Below are 20,305 nucleotides of genomic sequence, written 5' to 3' on the forward strand. Positions count from 1 at the left end.
TCAGGCCTGCCGCCAGGCGGGCAACGCAGTCTTCAAGGGGAAAACATGATCAAGAAACAGCATCTGGGCGGCGTGGCCGCCGCGTTGTCCGTCGCGCTGGGCGCGGCCTTTTCAACAAGCGCCGCGCGCGCCGCCGAGCCCGTCAAGATCGGCTTCATCGCCACCTTGTCCACGCCGGCCGGCTACATCGGCGAAGACGAGCGCGATGCTTTCAACCTGGCCATCAAGGAAGGCGACGGCAAGCTGGGCGGGGTTCCCGTGCAACTGGTCATCGAAGACGACGGCTTGAAGCCCGCCAACGCCAAGCAGGCCGCCGACCGCCTGGTGCAATCGGGCGTGAAGCTCTTTACCGGCGTGAACTTCTCCAACGTGCTGGCGGCCGTCGTGCCGGGCGTGGTGAAGTCAGGCGGGTTCTACGTCAGCCTGAATCCTGGCCCGTCGAACTTCGCGGGCGAAAAGTGCGACCCCAACTATTTCGTGGCGTCTTACCAGAACGACGCCTTCCACACGGCGGGCGGCGTGGCGGCCAATGAACTGGGCTACAAGCGCGTGGTGCTGCTGGCGCCCAACTACCAGGCTGGCCGCGACGCCATCGAAGGGTTCAAGCGCACATACAAGGGCGAGGTGGTGGCCGAGATCTACACCAAGCTCGACCAGTCGGATTTTTCCGTGGAGTTGGCGCGCCTGCGTTCGCTGGCGCCTGACGCCATCTACCAGTTTCATCCGGGCGGCACCGGCATCAACTTCGTCAAGCAGTATGCGGCGGCGGGCTTGAACAAGAGCATCCCCATGCTGATGCCCAGCTTCTCGATGGACGCGCGCATGATCCAGGCCACGGGCGATGCGTCCTTGGGTTCCTACACCACGGGCATCTGGTCGGAAGACTTCAACAACCCGCAGTCGCAGGCCTTCGTCAAAGCCTTCAAGGAAGCCTATGGCCGCGTGCCCACCGACTACGCCATGCAGGCCTACGACACCGCGCAGTTGATCGGCGTGGGTTTGAAGGCCACGGGTGGTGATCTATCCAAGGCGGCGGAATTCCGCGCGGCGCTGCGCAAGCCCGGCTTCACGTCCTTGCGCGGCAACTTCAGCATGAACACCAATCAGCATCCCATTCAAGACCTGTACCTGATGCGTATCGACAAGGACAGCGCGGGCGGCCTGGCGCCGCATCTGGTCCGCAAACTGGTGTCTGACGACAAGGACGCCTACGCCCAATTCTGCAAGATGCCATCATGACGCTGCTGTTCGAACAACTGCTTAACGGGCTGCAGTTCGGCGCCATGCTCTTCATGCTGGCGGCCGGACTGACGCTGATCTTCGGCATCATGGGCGTGGTCAACCTGACGCATGGCTCGATCTACATGGTGGGCGCGTACTGCGCGGCCTATGCCATCGGCACCACGGGCTCGTTCCTGGCGGGCGTGCTGGCGGCGCTGCTGGGGGCGGGGCTGTACGGCATATCCGTCGAAGTGCTGGTGATACGCAAGCTGTACAAGCGCGATCACCTGTACCAGGTGCTGGCCACTTTCGGCCTGCTGCTGTTCTCGAACGAAGCCGTCAGCCTGATCTTTGGCCGGCGTCCGCCGCTGGTCAGCATCCCGTCGTTCCTGGAAGGCGCGGTGACGCTGGCGCCGGGCTTTCAGTATCCGCTGATCCGCCTGTCGTTCATCGCCATTGGCGCCTTGGTGGCGGTGGGCTTGTGGTGGCTGGTGAACCGCACGCGCATCGGCATGCTGATCCGAGCCGGCGCGGATGACCGTGAAATGGTCGACGCGCTGGGTGTGGACATCCGCAAGCTCTACACGCTGGTGTTCGGGCTGGGCGCGTTGCTGTGCGGCTTGGCCGGCGTGATGGCCGCGCCGCTGCTGGCGGTGGAAATCGGCATGGGCGAACGCATCTTGATCACCACCTTCGTGGTCATCGTGATTGGCGGGGTCGGCTCGGTGCGCGGCGCCTTGGCGGGCGCCTTGCTGGTGGGCATGGTCGACAGCCTGGGCCGTGCCTTTCTGCCGCAGTTGCTGTCCACGATGTTCTCGCCCGCCACGGCGGACCCGCTGGCCGCCGGCATGGCGTCGGCCAGCATTTATGTGTTGATGGCGATTGTGCTGATCGCCAAGCCGGGCGGCTTGTTTCCGGCGCGAGGATGATGATGGCAAAAACACTTTCAAATCGCGCCCGCTGGGGCTTGGCTGGGCTGGTGGTGCTGATCCTGCTGCCCGCCGCCGCGCTGGCCTCGGGTTCGCCGTTCCTGATTGGCGTGGTGACGCGCTTTCTTATCTACGGGCTGGCCGCGGTCAGTCTGGACCTGGTGATCGGCTACGGCGCCATGGTCAGCTTTGGCCACGCCATGTTCTTTGGCCTGGGTGGCTACGCGGTGGGCATCATTGCCTTTCACACGGCCGAAGCGGGGCCCATCTTCGGCTGGGCCGGCAGCAATGCCGCGTTGGTGGTGTGGCCCATTGCGCTGGCCGTGTGCGCGTTGGCGGGCTGGGTCTTCGGTTACCTGGCGCTGCGCACGCGCGGTGTGCAGTTCATCATGATTACGCTGGCCTTCGGGCAAATGGTGTATTTCATCCTGGTGTCGCTGCAGTTCTATGGCGGCGACGACGGGCTGATGATTACGCAGCGCAACGTGTTGCCGGGCATCAATCTGGAAAGCCCCATGGTGTTCTATTACGTGTGCCTGGCGCTGCTGACGGCGTGGACGCTGCTGTGCATTCGCATCACTAATTCGCGCTTCGGCATGGTGTTGCAGGCGCTGCGCCAAAGCGAGCGGCGCGCGCTGAACCTGGGCGTGGCGCCCACGCCGTACCGCCTGAGCGCGTTCGTGCTGTCGGCGGTGGGCACCGGGCTGGCGGGCGTGCTGTGGGCCAACTATGCCGGGCTGGTGACGCCCGACATGGCGGCGTGGACCAAGTCCGGCGAGCTGATGGCGATTGTCATCCTGGGCGGCGTGGGCACCTTGCTGGGCCCGATTGCGGGCGCGGCGGTATTCCTGGGGCTGGAGCAGATGCTGTCGTCCTTGACCGAGCATTGGCTGCTGTACATGGGGCCGATCCTGGTGCTGGTGGTGCTGTGGGGCCAGAAGGGCCTGTTCGGCAAATTGCTGGAGACGCGCCATGTCGACTGACCCCCAAGCAAGCCTGTTGCGGCTGACGCAGTTGCGCAAGGCCTTTGACGCGGTGGTGGCCACCAATGGGGTGGACCTGGATGTGCGGGCCGGCGAAATCCACGCCATCATCGGCCCCAACGGCGCGGGCAAGTCCACGCTGATCGCGCAGATCTGCGGCGAGATCCGGCCCGATTCCGGCACCATCCATCTGGACGGGCGGGACGTGACCGGGCTGCGCGCGTTCGAGCGGGCGCGGCTGGGCCTGGGGCGTTCGTTCCAGATCACCGAGCTTTGCCACGAATTCACCGCGCTGGAAAACGTGATCTTGTCGCGCATGCTGAAGGACGGCCCCGCGTTTGGCGCCTGGTCCGATCCGCGCCGCGACGCCGGCCTGAAGGCCGAGGCCATGCAATGGCTGACGCATGTGGGCCTGGCTGAGCGCCGTCATGTGCGGTCGGCCGACTTGGCGCACGGCGAACGGCGGCAACTGGAGCTGGCGGTGGCGCTGGCGCGCGAGCCGCGCCTGTTGCTGCTGGACGAACCCATGGCCGGCATGGGGCCCGAGGAATCGGCGCGCATGACGCGCCTGCTGCAAGGCATGAAGGGCGATTACGCCGTGCTGCTGGTCGAACACGATATGGACGCCGTCTTCGCGCTGGCCGACCGCATCAGCGTGCTGGTCTATGGCCGCGTGGTGTTCAGCGGCACGCCGGACGAGGTGCGCCGCCATCCGGACGTGCGCGCGGCCTACCTGGGAGAAGAACATGTTGAAGGTTGACGGCCTGACGGGCGGTTACGGATCCAGCAAGGTGCTGTTCGGCATGTCGTTCGAGGCCAGCGAAGGCGAGGTGATTTCGCTGATAGGCCGCAACGGCATGGGCAAGACCACCACGGTCAAGACCCTGATGGGCATGTTGCCCGCCACCGGCGGCGCGGTGCAGTTCCGGGGGCAGACGCTGGGCCGGTCTGCGCCCAGCACGGTGGCGCGCCTGGGCGTGGGGCTGGTGCCGGAAGGGCGGCGCGTGTTTGGCTCGCTGACGGTGCAGGAAAACCTGGTGGCGACGGCACGCGCGGCCGCGGGAGGCTCATCGGGCGGCTGGGACCTGGAGCGCGTCTACACCCTGTTCCCGCGCCTGAAAGAACGCCGCGCGCAGTCGTCGCGCACCTTGTCGGGCGGCGAGCAGCAGATGCTGGTGGTGGGCCGCGCGCTGATGACCAACCCCAAGCTGCTGATTCTGGACGAGGCCACCGAAGGGCTGGCGCCGCTGATCCGCCAGGAGATCTGGCGTTGCCTGCGGTCGCTGAAGGCCGAGGGCCAGACCATTCTGGTCATCGACAAGAACCTGCCCGAGATGGCCACGCTGGTGGACCGACACTACATCGTGGACAAGGGCCGCGTGGCCTGGTCTGGCAAGCCCGCCGAGCTGTCCGCCCAACCCGAATTGGCGCAGCGGTATCTGGGGATATGAGGTGGCCGAGCCCACGCGTGCCGCCCACGGGCGCGAGTAGAATGGGCCGCCTGTGCGCGGATCAGCGGACACGCCGCTGACATCTGGAGAGCATGTTGAAGCCAAGAATCAAAGCTTCCCGCCAGGACGATTCCGGATCGGCCGGGAATGCCGACGTGGAAGACATCACGCTGTCGGAGCAGGTTTACCGCCTGCTTCGGCGCGACATCATGAGCGGGGTTTTCGCGCCGGGCCAGTCGCTGCGGCTGGAATTGTTGAAGCAGCGCTACGGCAGCAGTTTTTCGCCCATCCGCGAAGCGCTCAACCGCTTGCGCAGCGAACGCATGGTGGTGAACACCACGTCGCGCGGCTTCAGCATCGCGCCCTTGTCGGTCGAGGAAATGTGGGACGCCTGTGAAACCCGCATCCTGATCGACTGCGATGCCTTGCGCCGGTCGCTGGCGAATGCGGACGACGCCTGGGAAGCGCGGCTGGTGGGCGCCTATCACGCGCTGACGCTGGCGGCGCAGCGGGCGGGCGAAGCGTCAGCCCCGTCCGACGAACTGGAAGATCTGCTGGAAGCGCGCCACCTGGATTTCCATCATGCGCTGATTGGCGCATGCCGCTCGCATTGGCTGTTGGACCTGTCCACGCAGCTGTATGCGCAAACCGAGCGCTACCGCCGCCCCGCGCGCGCGGGCGCCACGGCCTATGGGCCGGAACGCAACGTCGACGACGAACACCGCCAACTGCTGGACGCCGCGATCTCGCGCGACGCCGAGCGTTCCGTGGCCATGTTGGCCGCGCACTATCGCAAGACCGCGCAATTCATCGAACGCATCATTTCACAGCCCGACACCCAGGCACGACATGCATAACGCCGAGATCGATCTTTTCTTTTCCTCTATCGCCGAGCGCGACGTGCAATACAACGCGCGCGAATCCGTGGCCGACTTCGACGCCTGCGTGCGCCGCTACGCGGAGTCGTCGGCGCGAGTACGCTCGCGTCGCCCCGGCGTGCTGGACCTGCGCTACGGCATGGGCCAGGACGAACGGCTGGACCTGTTCCTGCCCGCCGCGTCGCACGCGCCCGCGCCGCTTTTCGTGTTCATTCATGGCGGCTACTGGCGCGCGCAGCGCAAGGAAGACGCGCCCGTGATGGCCGAGGCCTTCAACGCGGCGGGCGCGGCGGTGGCCACGCTGGAATACACGCTGGTGCCCGAAGCCACGCTGGGCGAAGTGGTGCGCGAAGTGCGTTCCGCCGTGGCCTGGCTGTACCAGAACGTGGCGGCCTACGGCGTGGACCCCAAGCGCATCTACGTGAGCGGCAGCTCGGCCGGCGGCCACCTGGCCGGCATGCTGGCGGCACCCGGCTGGCCCGCGCGCTATGGCGTGCCGGACGACATCATCAAGGGCACGCTGGCTTTGTCTGGCCTGTTCGATCTGCGTCCGCTCTGCGACATCCTGCCCAACACCTGGCTGCGACTGACGCCGGAGCAGGCCGCGCATCAAAGCCCCATCTTCAATCTGCCCGAGCGCGCCGGCCCCATGCTGCTGGCGGTGGGCGGGCTGGAGACGCAGGGCTTCAAGAACCAGACGAGCGCGTTCGAGGCGGCCTGGAACGCGGCGGGCCTGGCGTCCACCCGCATTCCCACGCCGCACTGCAATCACTTTGACCTGGTCAACGAGCTGGAAGACCCGGACAGCGCGCTGACCCGGGCCACGCTGGCGATGATGGGGCTGGCCGCCCGTTGAGGGCCAGCGCTGATGGCCGCCGCGCATGGCTGACCTGAAACTCCTGGAAGACCTGATCGCGCTGGCGCGCACGGGCAGTTTCGTGCGCGCCGCCGAACTGCGCCACGTGACCCACCCCGCGTTCGGGCGGCGCATCCGCGCGCTGGAAGCCTGGGCGGGCGCGCCGCTGGTCGAACGCCAGCACCTGCCCGTGACGCTGACCCCGGAAGGCGAGGCGCTGCTCCGGACGGCCACGCAGGTGGTCGAGCAGATGGGGCTGGTGCGCCATCGCATCAGCAGCTCGGGCGCGGGTGGCGAAGCCGTGTTGCGCATCGCCACGGGCCGCAGCCTGGCCCGCACGTTGGTGGCGGACTGGATTGCGCGCTTGCGGCATCGCACGCCCAAGGTGCTGACCGAAGGCACGCAGGTTGAACTGTCGACCGGCCAGGCCAAAGACCTGGTGGTGCGGCTGGAGCAGGGCAAGGTGGACCTGCTGTGCTGCTACGAGCATCCGGCCTTGTCCGTGCCCTTGAGCCCGGCGCGCTACCGCTACATGACGCTGGCCACCGACAAGCTGGTGCCCGTAAGCCAGGTGGATGCGCGTGGCCGTACCCGATATACGCTGCAAGACGGCGGCCAGCCGGTGCCGCTGATCACCTACACGGGCGGCCTGGCGATGGAGCGCATTGTGGGCGACCGCCTGGAAACCACGCCCTATGCGCTGACACCGTTCGTGCGCAGCGATTCGCTGGATGCCGCGCACGGCGCCGTTGCCAAGGGTCTGGGCGTGGCGTGGTTGCCGTGGTCCATGGTGGCGGCGGATTGCCGTCGCGGGGCCTTGGCCGCGCTGGGCGGCCGCAGCGAAGAGATCGCTTTCGAGGTGCGCCTGTACCGTCCGCGCGCGCGCTTGACGGACCTGGCGGAGGCCGCCTGGGAGGCCACCGCCAACCGCAAGGTCTGACGCGCGCCGTTGCGTCAGCCGTTTTGGGCCAGGCCGGATCGGCACGAAGATGTGCCGTTTCGGCACAGTGGGTGGCCAGGGCACCCGTGAAAATACAATCCTATACCTCCAACGAGACGGCCACGCCGTCCACCTCAGCACCCCAAGGAAGAAAACATGAAATCTCACCTGCATACGCTGCGTGCAGCGCTTGTTGCGCTTTGTGCCGCCTCGGCCGTGGCGGCCGCGCCGTCCGCCGTCGCCGCCGATTACCCCTCCCGCAGCATTTCGCTGGTTGTTGGCTACCCCGCTGGCGGTAGCCTGGACTTGACCGCGCGCCTGTTGGGCGAAGAGCTGGGCAAGCGCCTGGGCCAGACCGTCGTGGTTGAAAACGTGGGCGGCGCTGGCGGCACCATCGGTGCGCAGCGCGTGGCGCGCGCCGCACCCGATGGCTATACGATTTTCCTGGGCTCCACCAACGAAATGGTGATTGCCCGCATGATCAACACCGCGGTGAAGTACGACAGCGCCAAGGATTTCACCCCCTTGGGCCTGGTGGCGTCGCAGCCGATGCTGCTGGCCGCCAGCAAGAATTCCGGCGTCAAGACGGCGGCGGAGTATCTGCAGAAGCTGCGTGGCGCGGAAGCGGGCACGTTCAATTACGGCTCGTCCGGCGTGGGCACCACCTTGCACCTGGCCGGTGAAATGATCAACCGGGCCACCGGTACGCGCGCCGAACACGTGCCGTACCGTGGCGTGTCGCCCCTGGTCACGGACCTGATGAGCGGACAGCTGGACTTCGGCATGCTGGTGCTGTCTTCGGGGCTGCCGCAAGTACGCAGCGGCAACATCGTGGCGCTGGGCCTGACCGAAAACAAGCGTTCGCCGGCCGCGCCTGAAATCGCGCCGCTGGCCGCAACACCGGGTTTTGAATCCGTCGACATCAACCTGTGGTTCGCGCTGTATGGCCCGGCCGGCCTGCCGGAGCCGGTAGTCGCCAAGCTGCGCGGCGCGCTGGACGAGACGCTGAAGTCGGATCAGTTCCGCGGCAAGTTGCAGGACGCGGGCGGTGAAATCGCCAAGCCGGGTGTGGATCTGGCGGCCTACCAGGTTGAAGAAACGAAGAAGTATGGCGCGCTGGTCAAGGCCGCCAAGATCGAAGCGCAATAAATCAGGCGCAAGCCCAAGCTCTTGCCACACCGGAATCAAGCGGATCACACCATGGAATTCAAGCTACCCGTTCCTGACCTGAGCGCCGAGCGCGCGGGCAATACCGACACGCCGGGCGTCTGGCATTTTGATTCGGGCGTGCCGGGGCGGGCGCTGATGGTGACCGCGCTGGTGCATGGCAACGAGCTGTGCGGCGCCTGGGCACTTAAAGACCTGCTGGCGGCCGGCGTCAAGCCGCGCCGTGGCAGCCTGACGCTGGCCTTTTGCAACCTGAACGCCTTCGATCGCTTTGACCACGCCAACCATGACGCCTCGCGTTTTGTGGCCGAAGACATGAACCGCGTCTGGAGCGCCGAGCGTCTGGACAACCCCACCACGCCCGACCGCCAGCGCGGCGCTGAGCTGCGCCCCTGGGTGCAGCGCGCGGATTGGTTGCTGGACCTGCATTCCATGCACGAGCCGGGCGCGCCCTTGCTGCTGACGGGCGTGCTGCCGCGCAACATCGCGCTGGCGCGTCGGCTGAAAGCGCCGCAGCACGTGATCGTGGACGCGGGGCACAAGGACGGCGTGCGGATGCGTGACTTCGCGCAGTTCGGCGACCCCGCGCGTGAAGACGCCTGCGCCTTGCTGATCGAATGTGGTTTCCATGGCGAGCTGGCGGCACGCGATGTCGCTCGCGACATGGTGGCCCGCATGCTGGTGGAGTCGAAGGTGCTGGACGCGGCTGATGTGCCGGCCGGCTGGCGCTTGCCGGACCCGGCGGCGCAGCGCGTGCTGGAAGTGACGGACGCCGTGGTCGCGCCGTCGATGGATGTGACGTTCGCGCAGCCATGGACGGGCCTGGAAACGTTGGAGCAGGCCGGCTCGGTGATCGGCTGGGCAGACGGCCAGCCCATCGTGACGCCTTACGACAACTGCACGCTGATCATGCCGTCGTTGCGGCAGTTGAAGCCCAGCGTGACGGTGGTGCGGTTGGCCCGCGATTACGTGGGCTGATTACGCGGGCTGATCGCGCGGGCTGAACCCCCGCGCAAAAGCCCCGCGTGGGACGCCCGCGTTATTTCTGCGGCGTGTACCGCAGTTCGTCCAGCTCGTAGCCTTGGGCCTTGGCGGCAGCCAGGGCCTTGTCCAATTCTTCCTTGGGCAATTGGGGCGAACGCGACAATATCCACAAGTACTTGCGATCGGGCGTGCCGACCACGGCCCAACGGTATTCGGGGTCCAGGCCGATGACCCAGTAGTCGCCCTTGAACGGCTTGAAGAAGGTGACTTCCAGCTTGGCGTTGTTGCTGCCTTCCACGACGGTGGCGGTGCCGGATGCGGAATCAATGTCGCCATCCTTGGTGCGGCAGCGATTGTTCACGCCGACGGTGCCATCGGCATTCGCGGTGTATTCCGCGGTGGTGTCGCCCACGCAGTTGCGCTGGAAGAACATCGGGAAATTCGCGATTTCGTACCACATGCCGGCGTAGCGTTTCAGGTCCACCGATTCCACGGTCTGCATGGGCGGCGGCGCGGCGTGGGCGATGCCCACACTGGCGGCCAGGGCCATCAGGAATGTTGCGGTGCGGCGCATGAAAAAAACCTCCGGAGTAACGGATAAGGAATTGAGCCACGGCGCGCCTGCCCGTTGGGCACGCGCGCCGCGAACGCAAACCCTAACGATACGCTTTATTTACGCGGCGCTTTCAGAGCGTCGTGATAGCGGGCCACGTAGGTGGCGAAGTCCACCGTGTCCGATTCCTCAAGGCGTTGCTGTTCCTGCGTGGATTGCACCGCCGCCTGCTGATAGGCCGCCGCCACGTCCGCGGGCAGTGCCTGCGCACGCAGCGTGTTGGCGTGCTTGGCGCTTTGCGCCAAGGAGTAGTCGTGAAACGACATGCCGCTTTGCGTCAGGGCTTCCAGCAGGCGTGCCGACGGGGTGGTGTCAGGCTGATCCAGCTTGAGCCGTTGCGCGGCCAGGGCGTCCGCGTAGGCGGTACCGCCCAGGGCCGAATCAAACAGAGCGGCATAGGGCGCGATCTGGTCCAGAAGATCGTGACCCCACTGCGGCAGCGCCACGGCCTGGCCGTCGCGGTCCAGCGTCAGACCGGGCTTGCGGCCTTCTTTGACCACCGTGGAAAAATTGTCGGCGCTGCGTTGACAGTAGCCGTTAGCGGGAAAGAAGGGGCTGTCGGACGCCGCGCAGAACAGCAGGAAGGCGTCCACGAAGCGGCTCGTGCTGGCATCGATGCCCACGGGCGATTCGGGGTCGATATCCAGGCAGCGCACTTCCACGTACTGCACGCCGCGTTCCGCGAGCGCGGTGATGGGGCGTTCGCAGCGGCCGGTGGCGCGCTTGGGGCGGATGCTGGAGTAGTACTCGTTTTCGATCTGCAGCACGTTGGTGTTCAGCTGGATCCATTCGCCGTTGCGGTGCGTGCCGATCTTTTCGTAATCGGGCCAGGGTTTTGTCACGGCGTCGTACAGGCGGCCCAGGAAGGTGTCGAGGTCGTTGTAGCAAAGCTTGAGCTGCGACTGCGCCTTGTTCTGGTAGCCAAGATCGCTCATGCGCAAGCTGGTGGCGTAGGGCAGGTAGAGCGTATGGTCGCCCAGGCGTTGCAGCGGGTGGTCCTGGCCGCGCAGGAAGTCGCTGGCCAGCGCGGGGGCCGCGCCAAACAGGTACATCAGCAGCCAGGAATAGCGCGTGAAGTTGCGGATCAGGCTGATATAGCCGCGCGAACGGCGGTCTTGCGCGGAGCCGGCCTGCGTGTCCAGCACCGACCACAGATCTTCCGGCAGCGAGAAGTTGTAATGCACGCCGGCAATGCATTGCATTGTCTTGCCATAGCGTTCGGCCAGCCCACGGCGATACACATGCTTGAGCATGCCCGTGTTGGACTTGCCGTACCAAGCGATGGGAATGTCCGCTTCGGCGGGCAGCGTGGCGGGCATGGACTGGTTCCAGATCAGCTCGTGGTCCAGCACGCTGTAGACGTGGCGGTGGGTGTTGGTGAGCTCGGCCAGCAGCGCATCCACATCGGTGTGCGTGCCCGTGATCAGTTCCAGCAGCGATTCGGAGTAATCGGTGGTGACGTGTTCATTGGTCAGCGCCGAACCCAGGCCGGCAGGGTGGGGCGTGCGGGACAAAATGCCCTGCTCGTCCACGCGCAGGCCTTCTTTTTCAATGCCTCGCAGCGTCTGGGTCAGCAGCGAGCGGTTGGCCTCTAGGCGGGAGAGGCGGTTGGCGGCGGTATCAGTCACGGATTCTTCTCGTTGGGGTCTGTCGCGGGATTTTACGGGGTGCCGGCCTCCTGTGCCGAGGGAGTCAATACAGGGGGCAGGGACAATGCCTGTGCCGTGCGCGCCAGCCATTCGTCCAGGTCAGCATAAACCGGATCAGAAATAGGGGCCGTTTCATTGAAGATCTCGTGCCAGGCGCTGTCGTACCAGCGCAGGGTCAGCAATTCCGCGGGCGCGCGCTGGGCGAATTGGCGGCTGCCTTCGGCGGCGACGATGGAGTCATCCCCCGCCACCATCAGCAGGGTGCGGCAGGGCAGCAGGCCGGCCTCGCGCAGGGATTCGCGGCCGTTTTCATCGACGAAGCGGGCCAGCCGGCCCGTCATGCGCCGCCGCACCAAGGGGTCGGACCGGTAGGCTTTGACGACGGCCCGGTCGTGCGAGATACGCGCGGGCGCCAGGCCGTGGGGCACGCGCAGGTCAGGGGCATGCAGCGACATCCAGGTCAGCGTGCGGCGCACCCACAGGGGCACGTTGACGACAAAGGGCGGCGAGCTCAGGACCAGCGCGTCCAGTTCGGCCATGCGGCGCAGGGCGACACGCACGGCCACCAGCGCGCCCAGGCTATGGGCCAGCAAGATGGGTGGGCGGCCCTGGGCCTGGGTCCAGGCCTGCAGGCGGTCCACGGCGTCGTGAACCAGATCGTCCTGGTGGCTCAGGGTGGCGGGCGGGCCGCCCGACCGCCCATGGCCGCGGTGGTCATGCGCGCCCACGGTCCAGCCGCGGGCGGCCAGCCAACGGGCCAGGCGGTCGTAGCGGCCGGCGTGTTCGCTTAGCCCATGCATCAGGTAGACGCTGGGGGTGCCGGGGCCGGTGATGGGGGCGGGCACATTGGGGGCGGCGGGCCAAAGATAGTTGGCCAAGGGGGTGCCGTCGGGCGCGGGGGTCATGGAAATCGGCGACAATTTCAGCCTTCCTAGAAATGAATGGGCCGTCGGGTCACGGTAATGACGATTTCATCGCTGTTTCGTTTCATGTTCAAGAAAGCCGGCCTGATTGTGGGGCTGGCCTTGCTGGTGGCGGCGTGCTCGCCCCGTTACAACTGGCGGGAAGTCGACGTGGCCGATGGCCATGTGCGCGCGGCATTCCCGGACCGCGTGTCCACCGACAGCCGCGACCTGCGCCTGGATACCCATACCTTGCGTTTTACCCTGTCCACCGCGACCGTGGGCGAAGCCGTGTTCGCGATCGGGTCCGCGCCGCTGCCGCCCGAGATGGCGGCGGACCCGGCTGCCCGGCAGGCGCTGGGCATGGCGCTGATGCAGTCCCTGTACACCAACATGCAGGCGCCGCCGCCCGCACAATGGCCAGCCTACGGGCAGGTCATTGAGGTGCACGGCAAGGCCATGGGCAAGCCGGGATGGCTGCAGGCCAGGGTCTGGGTGACCGACACGATGCTGATCGAAGCGGTGGCCGCCGGCACGACGGAAAGCCTGCCCCCGGAACGCGCGCGGGAATTCCTGCAGTCAGTGGTGATCAAGCCCGGGGCGCCCAGCCAGGCCAGCCAGACCAGCCAGCCGGCGAGCCCTGCCGGCGTTTCTGGCGGTATCCCAGAACCCGCCAGCCCCGTCAGGTAATGACGGTGTCCAGCAGCCCTTGGCGCAGCGCCGCCACCACCGCGGCCCTGCGGCCCCGCACGCCCAGCTTGGCGCAGGCGTTGCGCAGGTGGAAATTCACGGTACTTTCACTGACGCCCAGGATGCGGCTGGTTTCCCAACTGGTCTTGCCCGCCGCCGACCAGAACAGGCACATGGCCTGGCGGTCGGACAGCGTTTTCGGGGCTGGCAGCGCTGATAGTGGCGAGAGCGGCGCCAGCGGTGGCCCCAGCGCCGACAGCGGCCCGCCGCCCTGGGCAAGCTCTGGGTGGAACGCGCACAAGCGTTGAAAGGCGGACGACCGCGGGAACGTGGACGAACGCGGGAAAGTGGGCATGCGACGGCTGGCGGTCATGGCGGCTGGGGGTACGAAGCCCCGTCATTGAAGTTGCTGCATGCTGCGGCCGCCACGGGCGCTGCGCAAGCATTGATGCGTACGCGCATTGATCTCCTTATCTCTAACGGAATAGCTGTATGTTTGCCATCGCCCAGTTCTACCTTTCAGCCATTGTGCTGATGCTGCCCTTGCTGTCCTGCGTGGGCATCGGGGTGTTCTGGGGCAAGCGCGACATCCCCTTTGGCGGCGCGTTCATCACTACGCTGGTGACCTCGGTGACCACCCCCGCGCTGGTGTTCCACACCTTCGTCACGACCCACCTGGACGACCGCGCGTTGGCCGACATTGTTGGCGCTACGCTCTTGGCCTTGCTGCTGTGCGCGCTGATCGGTGCGCTGCTGCTCAAGGTCTGGAAGCTGCCCGTGCTTACGTTGCTGCCCACTGCGTGCCTGCCGAACGCCGGCAACCTGGGGCTGCCGATCTCGCAACTGGCGTTTGGCGACGCGGGCCTGTCGGTGGCGGTGGCGTTTTTTGCGGTGAACTCATTCGTCATGCATACGGTGGCCGTGCGGCTGTTGCCCGGCGTCAACACCAAGGGCAGTTGGAAAAGCCCCATCTTGCTGGCGTCGGTGGTGGCGGTGGCAATGCGCTTGTTGCACATTCCAGTTCCCGAATGGCTGATTGAAACAGCCCGTATGCTGGGCGCCGTCACGGTGCCGCTGATGCTGCTGAGCCTGGGCCACGCCTTGGCGCTGATCCCGTCCAATGGCCTGCGCGACGGCGCCAAGGTGGCGGCGATCCGGTTGGTGGTGGGCCTGGGGGCCGGACTGGCCGTAGTGTGGGCACTGGACCTGGAACCCGTGCTGGGCGGGGCGCTGACCCTGCAGATGGCCATGCCCTGCGCCGTGGTCAGCTATATGTATGCCAAGCGCTACACGACGATGGGCGACACCGCGGCAGGCGCGGTGTTGGTGTCGACGGTGGTGTTCCTGCTGCTGGCGCCGCTGATGTTGTGGTTCACGCACGGAGCATAGCGGCGCGGCTGGGTGCGGGAAGAAGGACGTGGCGGGGTGCGAAGCATGGCGCGGCCAGGTACGCGAAGCATGACGCGGCCACACCGGCTACTTCAAGCCGCCCCGGCCATGTCGCGCAACTGCGCCATGAGCGCGTCGGGGATATCCACGCCATGCTTGATGGCGGCGTCGCGCAGTTTGCGGCGACGGTCGCCGGGCAGGCGCACGCCGTCGTCTTCCAGCATGGCGTCCACCAGGGTCTCGACGCGTTCCAGATAGGCGTTGTTGCCGGCCAGCGCGCCGGGGTCGATCGCCATGAACGCCTGCCCCAACCGGGCGGGGCCGCCCGCGTCGACAAAGAACGATTCCGTTTCGAAGCCGAAGTGCGCGCCCGTCAGCGCGCAGGCCAGGAGTTCGACAATCAACGCCAGCATGGCTCCCTTGACGCCGCCCGCCGGCAGCATGCTGCCCGCCAGACCGGCCTTGGGGTCGGTGGTGGGTTGGCCATCCGCGTCCAGCGCCCAGCCCAGCGGAATGGGCTGATTGTCGCGCGCGGCGATCATCAGCTTGCCGCGCGCCACCTGCGACAGCGACATATCAATCACCAGCCTTGCGCCGTTGCGCCGGGGAAAGATCGCCGCGATGGGGTTGGTGCCGAACAGCGGGCGCTTGCCGCCCCAGGCGGGCATGGCGGCGGGGGAATTGCTCAGGGCCAACGCCACCAGCCCGGCGTCCGCCAGGGCTTCAAGGTGGTAGGCGGCTTCACCGAAATGATGGCTGTTGGCCACGCCGATGAAGGCGATGCCGTGTTCACGGGCGCGCAGCGCGGCTTGTTCGACCGCCATCGCGCAGGCGGGAAACGCCAGGCCCGAGCCCGCGTCGATCAGCGCCGCGCCACCGCGTTCATGCACGATTTTCGGCACGGCCGAGCCGATGGCGCGGCCCGCGCGCAGGTGCCCCGCATAGAACGGCACGCGCGACAGACCGTGCGAACTGATGCCCTGGCTTTCCGCAAAAACCAAGGCGCGGGCGGTGCTGTCCGCCATGGCCGGATTGGCGCTGGCGGCGGCCAGCGCGGCGGCGGCCAGATGTTGCAGTTCGTCCAGATAGATGTGAGCCATAGCCTTCCTGTCAGGGGGGGGCGCGCGTCCGGTCGAAAGTGGGGCGCCGCCAGCAGGCACGATTGTCCCACCAGCCTGAGGTGGCTGCAGCATCCGCAAGCAGTGCTAGAATTCTTTTCGCTGTACCCATGCAGCACCCATATTTCGGCGCCGATTTGCCTGATCCGCTTGCGGGCGCCTTCCAATAAATCCAGCTAAAGAGGTCCGTATGACCACTCCTGCCCAACATTTGGCCGGTGATCTGGCCGCTGATCCGGCCAACGGGTTCGTCCCCGCCACCGTCACGACTTCCGACACCGTTGATCCCGGTTCTGTCGGCCTGGTCGCACCCACCTTCATCCGCTTCGATGAGCCGCTGCCTTTGCTTAGCGGCCAGTCGCTGGCTGCCTACGAACTGGCCGTGGAAACCTACGGCACGCTCAACGCCCAGCGCAGCAACGCGGTCTTGATCTGCCACGCGCTGAACGCCTCGCACCACGTTGCCGGGCAAGCGGCCGACAACCCCAGCGACGTCGGCTGGTGGGACAACATGGTGGGCCCCGGCAAGCCGGTGGACACCAATATCTTCTTTGTGATCGGCGTCAACAACCTGGGCTCGTGCTTTGGTTCGACCGGCCCGGCAAGCATCAACCCCGCCACCGGCAAGCCCTGGGGCGCGGCATTCCCCGTGTTGACGGTGGAAGACTGGGTGCGCGCCCAGGCCCGTGTGGCCGACCACTTCGGCATCGACCGCTTCGCGGCCGTGATGGGCGGATCCCTGGGCGGCATGCAAGCGCTTAGCTGGGCCATCACCTTGCCCGACCGCGTGGCCAATTGCGTGGTCATCGCCAGCACGCCGCGCTTGTCGGCGCAGAACATCGGCTTTAACGAAGTGGCGCGCCGCGCCATCATCACCGACCCGGATTTCCACGGCGGCGACTACTACGCGCAAGACACCGTGCCGCGCCGCGGCCTGTCGGTGGCGCGCATGATCGGCCACATCACGTATCTGTCCGACGACGACATGGCCGAAAAATTCGGCCGTGCCCAACGCGCGCCGGCCGAGAACGGCGCCTATCACTATGGCTACGACGTTGAATTCGAAGTGGAGTCGTACCTGCGCTACCAGGGCGAAAAGTTCACTCGCTATTTCGACGCCAATACCTATCTGCTGATTACGCGCGCGCTGGATTATTTTGATCCGGCCCGCACCACGGGCGGCGACCTGGCGCGCGCGCTGGCCCCGGCCAAGGCCGACTTCCTGCTGGTGTCGTTTTCCACCGATTGGCGCTTTCCGCCGGAACGCTCGCGGGAAATCGTGCGCGCGCTGTTGAAGAACGCCAGCCCCGTGACCTATGCCGAAATCGACGCGCCGCATGGGCACGACGCCTTCCTCTTGGAAGACGCGCGCTACCACGCCGTGGTGCGCGGCTACTACGAACGTATCGCGCGCGAGCTAGGCCTGGCCGCCGGCGCCGCGCAGACCGAAGGACGCTCCGAATGACTCCTGTCACCCCCCGCTATGCCCATAGCGCGCTGCGGCCCGACCTGGCGCGCATCGCTGGCTGGATCGACCCCGGCAGCCGCGTGCTGGACCTGGGCTGTGGCGACGGCGCGCTGCTTGCGCATCTGCGCGACCATCGCCAGGTGCGCGGCGCGGGCGTCGAGCTGGACGACACCTGCGTCATCGCTTGCGTGCGGCGTGGGGTCGAGGTGATTCAGCAAAACCTGGAAGACGGGCTGGCGCTGTTCGACGACAAGCAGTTCGACACCGTGGTGCTGTCGCAGACCTTGCAGTCCATGCATCGCACCGAGCACATTCTGCGCGAGATGGCGCGCGTGGCTCGCCACGGCATCGTGTCCTTTCCCAACTTTGGCTACTGGCCGCATGGCTGGGCCATTCTGCGCGGCCGCATGCCGGTGACGGGCCAGATGCCTTACCAGTGGTACAACACGCCGAACATCCACTTGTGCACGCTGCGCGATTTCGAGCAACTGGCCGGCGAGCTGAAGCTGCGCATTCTTGAACGCGCAACCTTTAACGAAGGGCACGAGGTCAAGCTGTTCCCAAGCTGGCGCAGCACGCTGGCGGTGTACCGTTTCGCCACGCCCTGACATTCCGACACCGATCCTCCTGACGGCACGGCTGAACAGGCCCTAAAATGCCGCAAGCCCGTGGCGCAACCCTGTTGCTCCACGCCGCCGCGTTTCAGGAGACCGTCATCACCGCTGTATCCAACGTCTATACCAGCCCCCGCGTGGCCCCCTTGCTGGTCCTGGGCTTTGCCAGCGGACTGCCCCTGGCGCTAACCGGCGGTACCTTGCAGGCCTGGGCCACCGTGGAAGGGGTGCCGCTACAGGAAATCGGGTTTCTTACGCTGGTGGGCACCGCCTACACCATCAAGTTTCTTTGGGCTCCCTTTGTTGACCGCTACGTGCCGCCCCTGCTGGGCCGGCGCCGGGGCTGGATGCTGCTGACGCAACTGCTGCTGGCCGTGACGATCATGGTGATGGGGGCGCTGTCGCCGTCCACCGCGCTGATGCCGCTGGCCATGCTGGCGGTGCTGGTCGCCTTCCTGTCCGCCACCCAGGACATCGCGTTCGACGCCTATTGCACGGACGTGTTGCGCAAAGAGGAGCGCGGCGCGGGCGCGGCGGTCAAGGTCATGGGTTACCGGCTGGCGATGATCGCGTCCGGCGGCTTGGCGCTGATCATGGCGGACCAGTGGATCGGCTGGGGCTATACCTATGTGCTGATGGGCGGCCTGATGCTGCTGTGCGCGATCGCCACGCTGCTGGCGCCCGAGCCCGAGCACGTCGCGCGCGCGCCGCGCAACCTGGGCGAGGCGATCGGCGAACCGCTGCATGAATTCTTCACCCGCCGTGGCGCGCTGTCGATACTGGCGCTGATCGTGCTGTACAAGCTGGGCGACGCCTTCGCGGGCGCTTTGTCCACCACCTTCCTGATACGCGGCGCGGGCTTCTCGCCCACCGAGGTCGGCACGGTCAACAAGGTGCTGGGGCTGGCCGCCACCATTGTCGGTGCGTTGGCCGGGGGCACCTTGATGGCGCGTTGGGGGTTGTACCGGTCTCTGATGGCCTTTGGCCTGTTGCAGGCGGTGTCGAACCTGGCGTATTGGCTGATCGCCATCAGCCCGAAAACGCTGTGGCTGATGGCCACCGGCGTGGGCATTGAAAACCTGTGCGGCGGCTTGGGCACCGCGTCTTTCGTGGGCCTGTTGATGGCGCTGTGCCAGCGGCGGTTTTCCGCGACGCAGTTTGCGCTGCTATCGGCGTTGTCGGCGGTGGGACGCACCTATCTGGCCGGGCCGCTGACCCCACCGCTGGTGGACTACATGGGTTGGCCGGGCTTTTTCCTGCTGACGGTGGTGATCGCCTTGCCGGGCCTGGTGCTGTTGCAGGTCTTGCGCGGCACCATCGACACCATGGAAAAGCAGGGCGAGCAGGCCTGAAGTCATGGCGGCGCGCGATGCGCCGCCATGTGCCGTCTAGCTTTCGTCTTGCAGCCGGACGATCAGCACGTCGCTGGGCAGCGCTTCCAGCAGGCGCTCGGCCACGCTGCCGATGGCGGTACGCAGGATGCCGGTGCGGCCATGCGTGCCCGTCACCACCAGGTCCGAACGGTGGTTGAATGAATATTCCGACAGCACGGTTTCGGGCTGGCCGGGTTCCAGCACCACCTTGGGCGGTGGCAGGCCCGCCAATTCAGGCGTGTTGGCGGTGAATTCGCGCGCGCTCTGTTCCGCGCCCTTGTAGAAGCTGCGGGTGACGGCGTCGTCGGGCACGGTCGCCTTGCCCTGGAACGGCACGTCATAAGCGTGGAACAAGGTCAGGTTGGCGTTGGGCACCAGTTGCAGCGCGGCACGCAGGGCATGGCGGGATCCGGCGGAAAAGTCGGTGGCGACCAGCACGTCGCGATACGGTTTGCGCGGACGGGTCTTCACCACCAGCACCGGTTGGCGTGCCTGGCGGACCAGCTTTTCCACGGTGGTGCCCAGCAGCAGCCGGCCCAGGGTTTCGTCGCGGGCGGTGCCGGTCACGATCAGCGAGCAGCCGTAGCTGTCGGCGGTTTCGATGATGTGCGTCAGCGGGTCGCCCGATACGACGACCACTTCGGTGGATACGTCGGCGGCGGCCAGGTCTTCGGCCAGCTCGCGTTCGGCCAGCGCCTTGTGGTCGGTGGACAGGCGCCGCCAGACCGGGGTGGTCAGGCGGGCCGGCGTGGCGTGGCTTTCCATGACGTGCAGCACGATCAGTTGAGTGCCGAGTTCACGCGCGAGCTGTAGCGCGCGGTCCAGGGCTCGGTCGCCGCGTGCGCTCAGGTCTGTCGCCAAAAGGATGGGGCCTGTTTGTTGTGTCATACGTTTTCTCCCGGTTGTGGCCAGAGTGGCGACTCCCGCGTCCGCGCAGCCTGGCTTTGTTGCCCATGAGGGCATGTCCCCATTGTCCTGCCGCGATGCCAAACGGGGATTGATTGATATCAACGCACGGTCCAGCGTAGGGGATGGCGGGGCGGGTGGCAATGCGATCGGGGCGGGGGCAGTCTCAATACA

At 66.5% G+C, this 20,305-nt stretch carries 21 protein-coding genes and 1 riboswitch; of the genes, 15 read left to right on the top strand and 6 right to left on the bottom strand.

Features of this window, described 5'->3' with window-relative positions:
- Positions 1 to 45: 45 nt before the first annotated feature.
- From WBR68_RS19250 to WBR68_RS19295, 10 genes are all read left to right on the top strand, one after another.
- Positions 46 to 1,239: an ABC transporter substrate-binding protein gene (locus WBR68_RS19250; RefSeq protein WP_230694999.1), complete on the top strand. Its 1,194-nt coding sequence runs from the start codon at positions 46 to 48 to the stop codon at positions 1,237 to 1,239.
- Positions 1,236 to 2,150 (top strand): branched-chain amino acid ABC transporter permease, encoded by a 915-nt coding sequence (locus WBR68_RS19255; protein ID WP_230695000.1) that lies wholly within the window; start codon positions 1,236 to 1,238, stop codon positions 2,148 to 2,150. Before WBR68_RS19250 ends, WBR68_RS19255 begins: the two co-directional genes overlap by 4 nt.
- A complete protein-coding gene (locus WBR68_RS19260) occupies positions 2,147 to 3,133 on the top strand; it encodes a branched-chain amino acid ABC transporter permease (protein WP_100853339.1) in 987 nt (328 codons plus the stop codon). Before WBR68_RS19255 ends, WBR68_RS19260 begins: the two co-directional genes overlap by 4 nt.
- Positions 3,123 to 3,893 carry an ABC transporter ATP-binding protein gene (locus WBR68_RS19265; RefSeq protein ID WP_230695001.1) on the top strand — a complete coding sequence of 257 codons (771 nt, stop codon included), beginning with the start codon at positions 3,123 to 3,125 and terminating at the stop codon, positions 3,891 to 3,893. The genes WBR68_RS19260 and WBR68_RS19265 overlap by 11 nt, the downstream gene beginning before the upstream one ends.
- Entirely contained in the window at positions 3,880 to 4,584 is a 705-nt protein-coding gene (locus WBR68_RS19270) for an ABC transporter ATP-binding protein (protein WP_230695002.1), read from the top strand. Before WBR68_RS19265 ends, WBR68_RS19270 begins: the two co-directional genes overlap by 14 nt.
- Positions 4,585 to 4,679: 95 nt before the next feature.
- The gene (locus tag WBR68_RS19275; protein ID WP_127186232.1) at positions 4,680 to 5,441 is read left to right on the top strand and encodes a GntR family transcriptional regulator; all 762 of its coding nucleotides are present in this window, start codon (positions 4,680 to 4,682) and stop codon (positions 5,439 to 5,441) included.
- A complete protein-coding gene (locus WBR68_RS19280) occupies positions 5,434 to 6,318 on the top strand; it encodes an alpha/beta hydrolase (RefSeq protein WP_127183342.1) in 885 nt (294 codons plus the stop codon). The genes WBR68_RS19275 and WBR68_RS19280 overlap by 8 nt, the downstream gene beginning before the upstream one ends.
- Positions 6,319 to 6,343: 25 nt before the next feature.
- On the top strand, positions 6,344 to 7,258 hold the full coding sequence (locus tag WBR68_RS19285; RefSeq protein WP_050449152.1) for a LysR family transcriptional regulator: 915 nt from the start codon (positions 6,344 to 6,346) through the stop codon (positions 7,256 to 7,258).
- Positions 7,259 to 7,414: 156 nt separating this feature from the next.
- Positions 7,415 to 8,407, top strand: a complete 993-nt coding sequence (locus WBR68_RS19290) for a Bug family tripartite tricarboxylate transporter substrate binding protein (protein WP_050449131.1) — start codon at positions 7,415 to 7,417, stop codon at positions 8,405 to 8,407.
- A 51-nt stretch (positions 8,408 to 8,458) separates the two neighbouring features.
- Entirely contained in the window at positions 8,459 to 9,403 is a 945-nt protein-coding gene (locus WBR68_RS19295; RefSeq protein WP_230695004.1) for a succinylglutamate desuccinylase/aspartoacylase domain-containing protein, read from the top strand.
- Positions 9,404 to 9,464: 61 nt separating this feature from the next.
- Here the strand turns inward: WBR68_RS19295 and WBR68_RS19300 are convergent, their stop codons facing one another.
- The 3 genes from WBR68_RS19300 to WBR68_RS19310 form a co-directional block, all read right to left on the bottom strand.
- The gene (locus WBR68_RS19300; protein WP_050449129.1) at positions 9,465 to 9,983 is read right to left on the bottom strand and encodes a lipocalin family protein; all 519 of its coding nucleotides are present in this window, start codon (positions 9,981 to 9,983) and stop codon (positions 9,465 to 9,467) included.
- Positions 9,984 to 10,078: 95 nt separating this feature from the next.
- Positions 10,079 to 11,650: a glutamate--cysteine ligase gene (gene gshA, locus WBR68_RS19305; protein WP_127183344.1), complete on the bottom strand. Its 1,572-nt coding sequence runs from the start codon at positions 11,648 to 11,650 to the stop codon at positions 10,079 to 10,081.
- Between the two features lie 32 nt (positions 11,651 to 11,682).
- Complete coding sequence (locus WBR68_RS19310) at positions 11,683 to 12,576, bottom strand: alpha/beta hydrolase (RefSeq protein ID WP_050449127.1); 894 nt, start codon at positions 12,574 to 12,576, stop codon at positions 11,683 to 11,685.
- Positions 12,577 to 12,633: 57 nt separating this feature from the next.
- Between WBR68_RS19310 and WBR68_RS19315 the strand changes: the two genes are divergently transcribed.
- A complete protein-coding gene (locus WBR68_RS19315; protein ID WP_230695005.1) occupies positions 12,634 to 13,263 on the top strand; it encodes a hypothetical protein in 630 nt (209 codons plus the stop codon).
- Here the strand turns inward: WBR68_RS19315 and WBR68_RS19320 are convergent.
- Positions 13,256 to 13,474 carry a helix-turn-helix domain-containing protein gene (locus tag WBR68_RS19320; RefSeq protein ID WP_050449151.1) on the bottom strand — a complete coding sequence of 73 codons (219 nt, stop codon included), beginning with the start codon at positions 13,472 to 13,474 and terminating at the stop codon, positions 13,256 to 13,258. The two genes, WBR68_RS19315 and WBR68_RS19320, sit on opposite strands and share 8 nt — an antisense overlap.
- A gap of 281 nt (positions 13,475 to 13,755) precedes the next feature.
- Here WBR68_RS19320 and WBR68_RS19325 point away from each other — a divergent pair, with 281 nt between their 5' ends.
- Complete coding sequence (locus WBR68_RS19325; RefSeq protein ID WP_050449126.1) at positions 13,756 to 14,652, top strand: AEC family transporter; 897 nt, start codon at positions 13,756 to 13,758, stop codon at positions 14,650 to 14,652.
- Between the two features lie 92 nt (positions 14,653 to 14,744).
- Here the strand turns inward: WBR68_RS19325 and WBR68_RS19330 are convergent, their stop codons facing one another.
- Positions 14,745 to 15,752, bottom strand: a complete 1,008-nt coding sequence (locus WBR68_RS19330) for an Ldh family oxidoreductase (protein WP_230695007.1) — start codon at positions 15,750 to 15,752, stop codon at positions 14,745 to 14,747.
- 137 nt (positions 15,753 to 15,889) lie between these two features.
- A riboswitch (SAM riboswitch) is annotated at positions 15,890 to 15,971 on the top strand.
- Here WBR68_RS19330 and metX point away from each other — a divergent pair.
- The 3 genes from metX to WBR68_RS19345 all read left to right on the top strand — a co-directional run bounded on the left by metX (position 15,961) and on the right by WBR68_RS19345 (position 19,204).
- Entirely contained in the window at positions 15,961 to 17,235 is a 1,275-nt protein-coding gene (metX, locus tag WBR68_RS19335) for a homoserine O-succinyltransferase MetX (protein WP_230695008.1), read from the top strand. (Overlaps the previous riboswitch by 11 nt.)
- Complete coding sequence (gene metW, locus WBR68_RS19340; protein ID WP_050449123.1) at positions 17,232 to 17,846, top strand: methionine biosynthesis protein MetW; 615 nt, start codon at positions 17,232 to 17,234, stop codon at positions 17,844 to 17,846. Before metX ends, metW begins: the two co-directional genes overlap by 4 nt.
- Positions 17,847 to 17,893: 47 nt before the next feature.
- Positions 17,894 to 19,204: a muropeptide transporter gene (locus WBR68_RS19345; protein WP_255696144.1), complete on the top strand. Its 1,311-nt coding sequence runs from the start codon at positions 17,894 to 17,896 to the stop codon at positions 19,202 to 19,204.
- A 36-nt stretch (positions 19,205 to 19,240) separates the two neighbouring features.
- On the opposite strand, the gene WBR68_RS19350 is transcribed toward WBR68_RS19345, so the two are convergent.
- Positions 19,241 to 20,113, bottom strand: coding sequence for a universal stress protein (locus tag WBR68_RS19350; protein WP_050449122.1), 873 nt, complete (start codon positions 20,111 to 20,113; stop codon positions 19,241 to 19,243).
- Positions 20,114 to 20,305 lie beyond the last annotated feature (192 nt).

It is taken from the genome of Achromobacter sp. JD-1 (assembly GCF_038594925.1).
GTDB classification, from domain to species: Bacteria; Pseudomonadota; Gammaproteobacteria; order Burkholderiales; family Burkholderiaceae_B; genus Achromobacter; species Achromobacter spanius_C.

Coding starts and splice junctions, on each gene's coding strand:
- WBR68_RS19270 (WP_230695002.1), top strand. CDS start 3,880: ATGTTGAAGGTTGACGGCCTGACGGGCGGTTACGGATCCAGCAAGGTG.
- metX (WP_230695008.1), top strand. CDS start 15,961: ATGACCACTCCTGCCCAACATTTGGCCGGTGATCTGGCCGCTGATCCG.
- WBR68_RS19285 (WP_050449152.1), top strand. CDS start 6,344: ATGGCTGACCTGAAACTCCTGGAAGACCTGATCGCGCTGGCGCGCACG.
- WBR68_RS19255 (WP_230695000.1), top strand. CDS start 1,236: ATGACGCTGCTGTTCGAACAACTGCTTAACGGGCTGCAGTTCGGCGCC.
- WBR68_RS19300 (WP_050449129.1), bottom strand. CDS start 9,983: ATGCGCCGCACCGCAACATTCCTGATGGCCCTGGCCGCCAGTGTGGGC.
- WBR68_RS19330 (WP_230695007.1), bottom strand. CDS start 15,752: ATGGCTCACATCTATCTGGACGAACTGCAACATCTGGCCGCCGCCGCG.
- WBR68_RS19290 (WP_050449131.1), top strand. CDS start 7,415: ATGAAATCTCACCTGCATACGCTGCGTGCAGCGCTTGTTGCGCTTTGT.
- WBR68_RS19265 (WP_230695001.1), top strand. CDS start 3,123: ATGTCGACTGACCCCCAAGCAAGCCTGTTGCGGCTGACGCAGTTGCGC.
- WBR68_RS19325 (WP_050449126.1), top strand. CDS start 13,756: ATGTTTGCCATCGCCCAGTTCTACCTTTCAGCCATTGTGCTGATGCTG.
- metW (WP_050449123.1), top strand. CDS start 17,232: ATGACTCCTGTCACCCCCCGCTATGCCCATAGCGCGCTGCGGCCCGAC.
- WBR68_RS19350 (WP_050449122.1), bottom strand. CDS start 20,113: ATGACACAACAAACAGGCCCCATCCTTTTGGCGACAGACCTGAGCGCA.
- WBR68_RS19250 (WP_230694999.1), top strand. CDS start 46: ATGATCAAGAAACAGCATCTGGGCGGCGTGGCCGCCGCGTTGTCCGTC.
- WBR68_RS19345 (WP_255696144.1), top strand. CDS start 17,894: ATGCCGCAAGCCCGTGGCGCAACCCTGTTGCTCCACGCCGCCGCGTTT.
- WBR68_RS19260 (WP_100853339.1), top strand. CDS start 2,147: ATGATGATGGCAAAAACACTTTCAAATCGCGCCCGCTGGGGCTTGGCT.
- WBR68_RS19280 (WP_127183342.1), top strand. CDS start 5,434: ATGCATAACGCCGAGATCGATCTTTTCTTTTCCTCTATCGCCGAGCGC.
- WBR68_RS19310 (WP_050449127.1), bottom strand. CDS start 12,576: ATGACCCCCGCGCCCGACGGCACCCCCTTGGCCAACTATCTTTGGCCC.
- WBR68_RS19315 (WP_230695005.1), top strand. CDS start 12,634: ATGACGATTTCATCGCTGTTTCGTTTCATGTTCAAGAAAGCCGGCCTG.
- WBR68_RS19295 (WP_230695004.1), top strand. CDS start 8,459: ATGGAATTCAAGCTACCCGTTCCTGACCTGAGCGCCGAGCGCGCGGGC.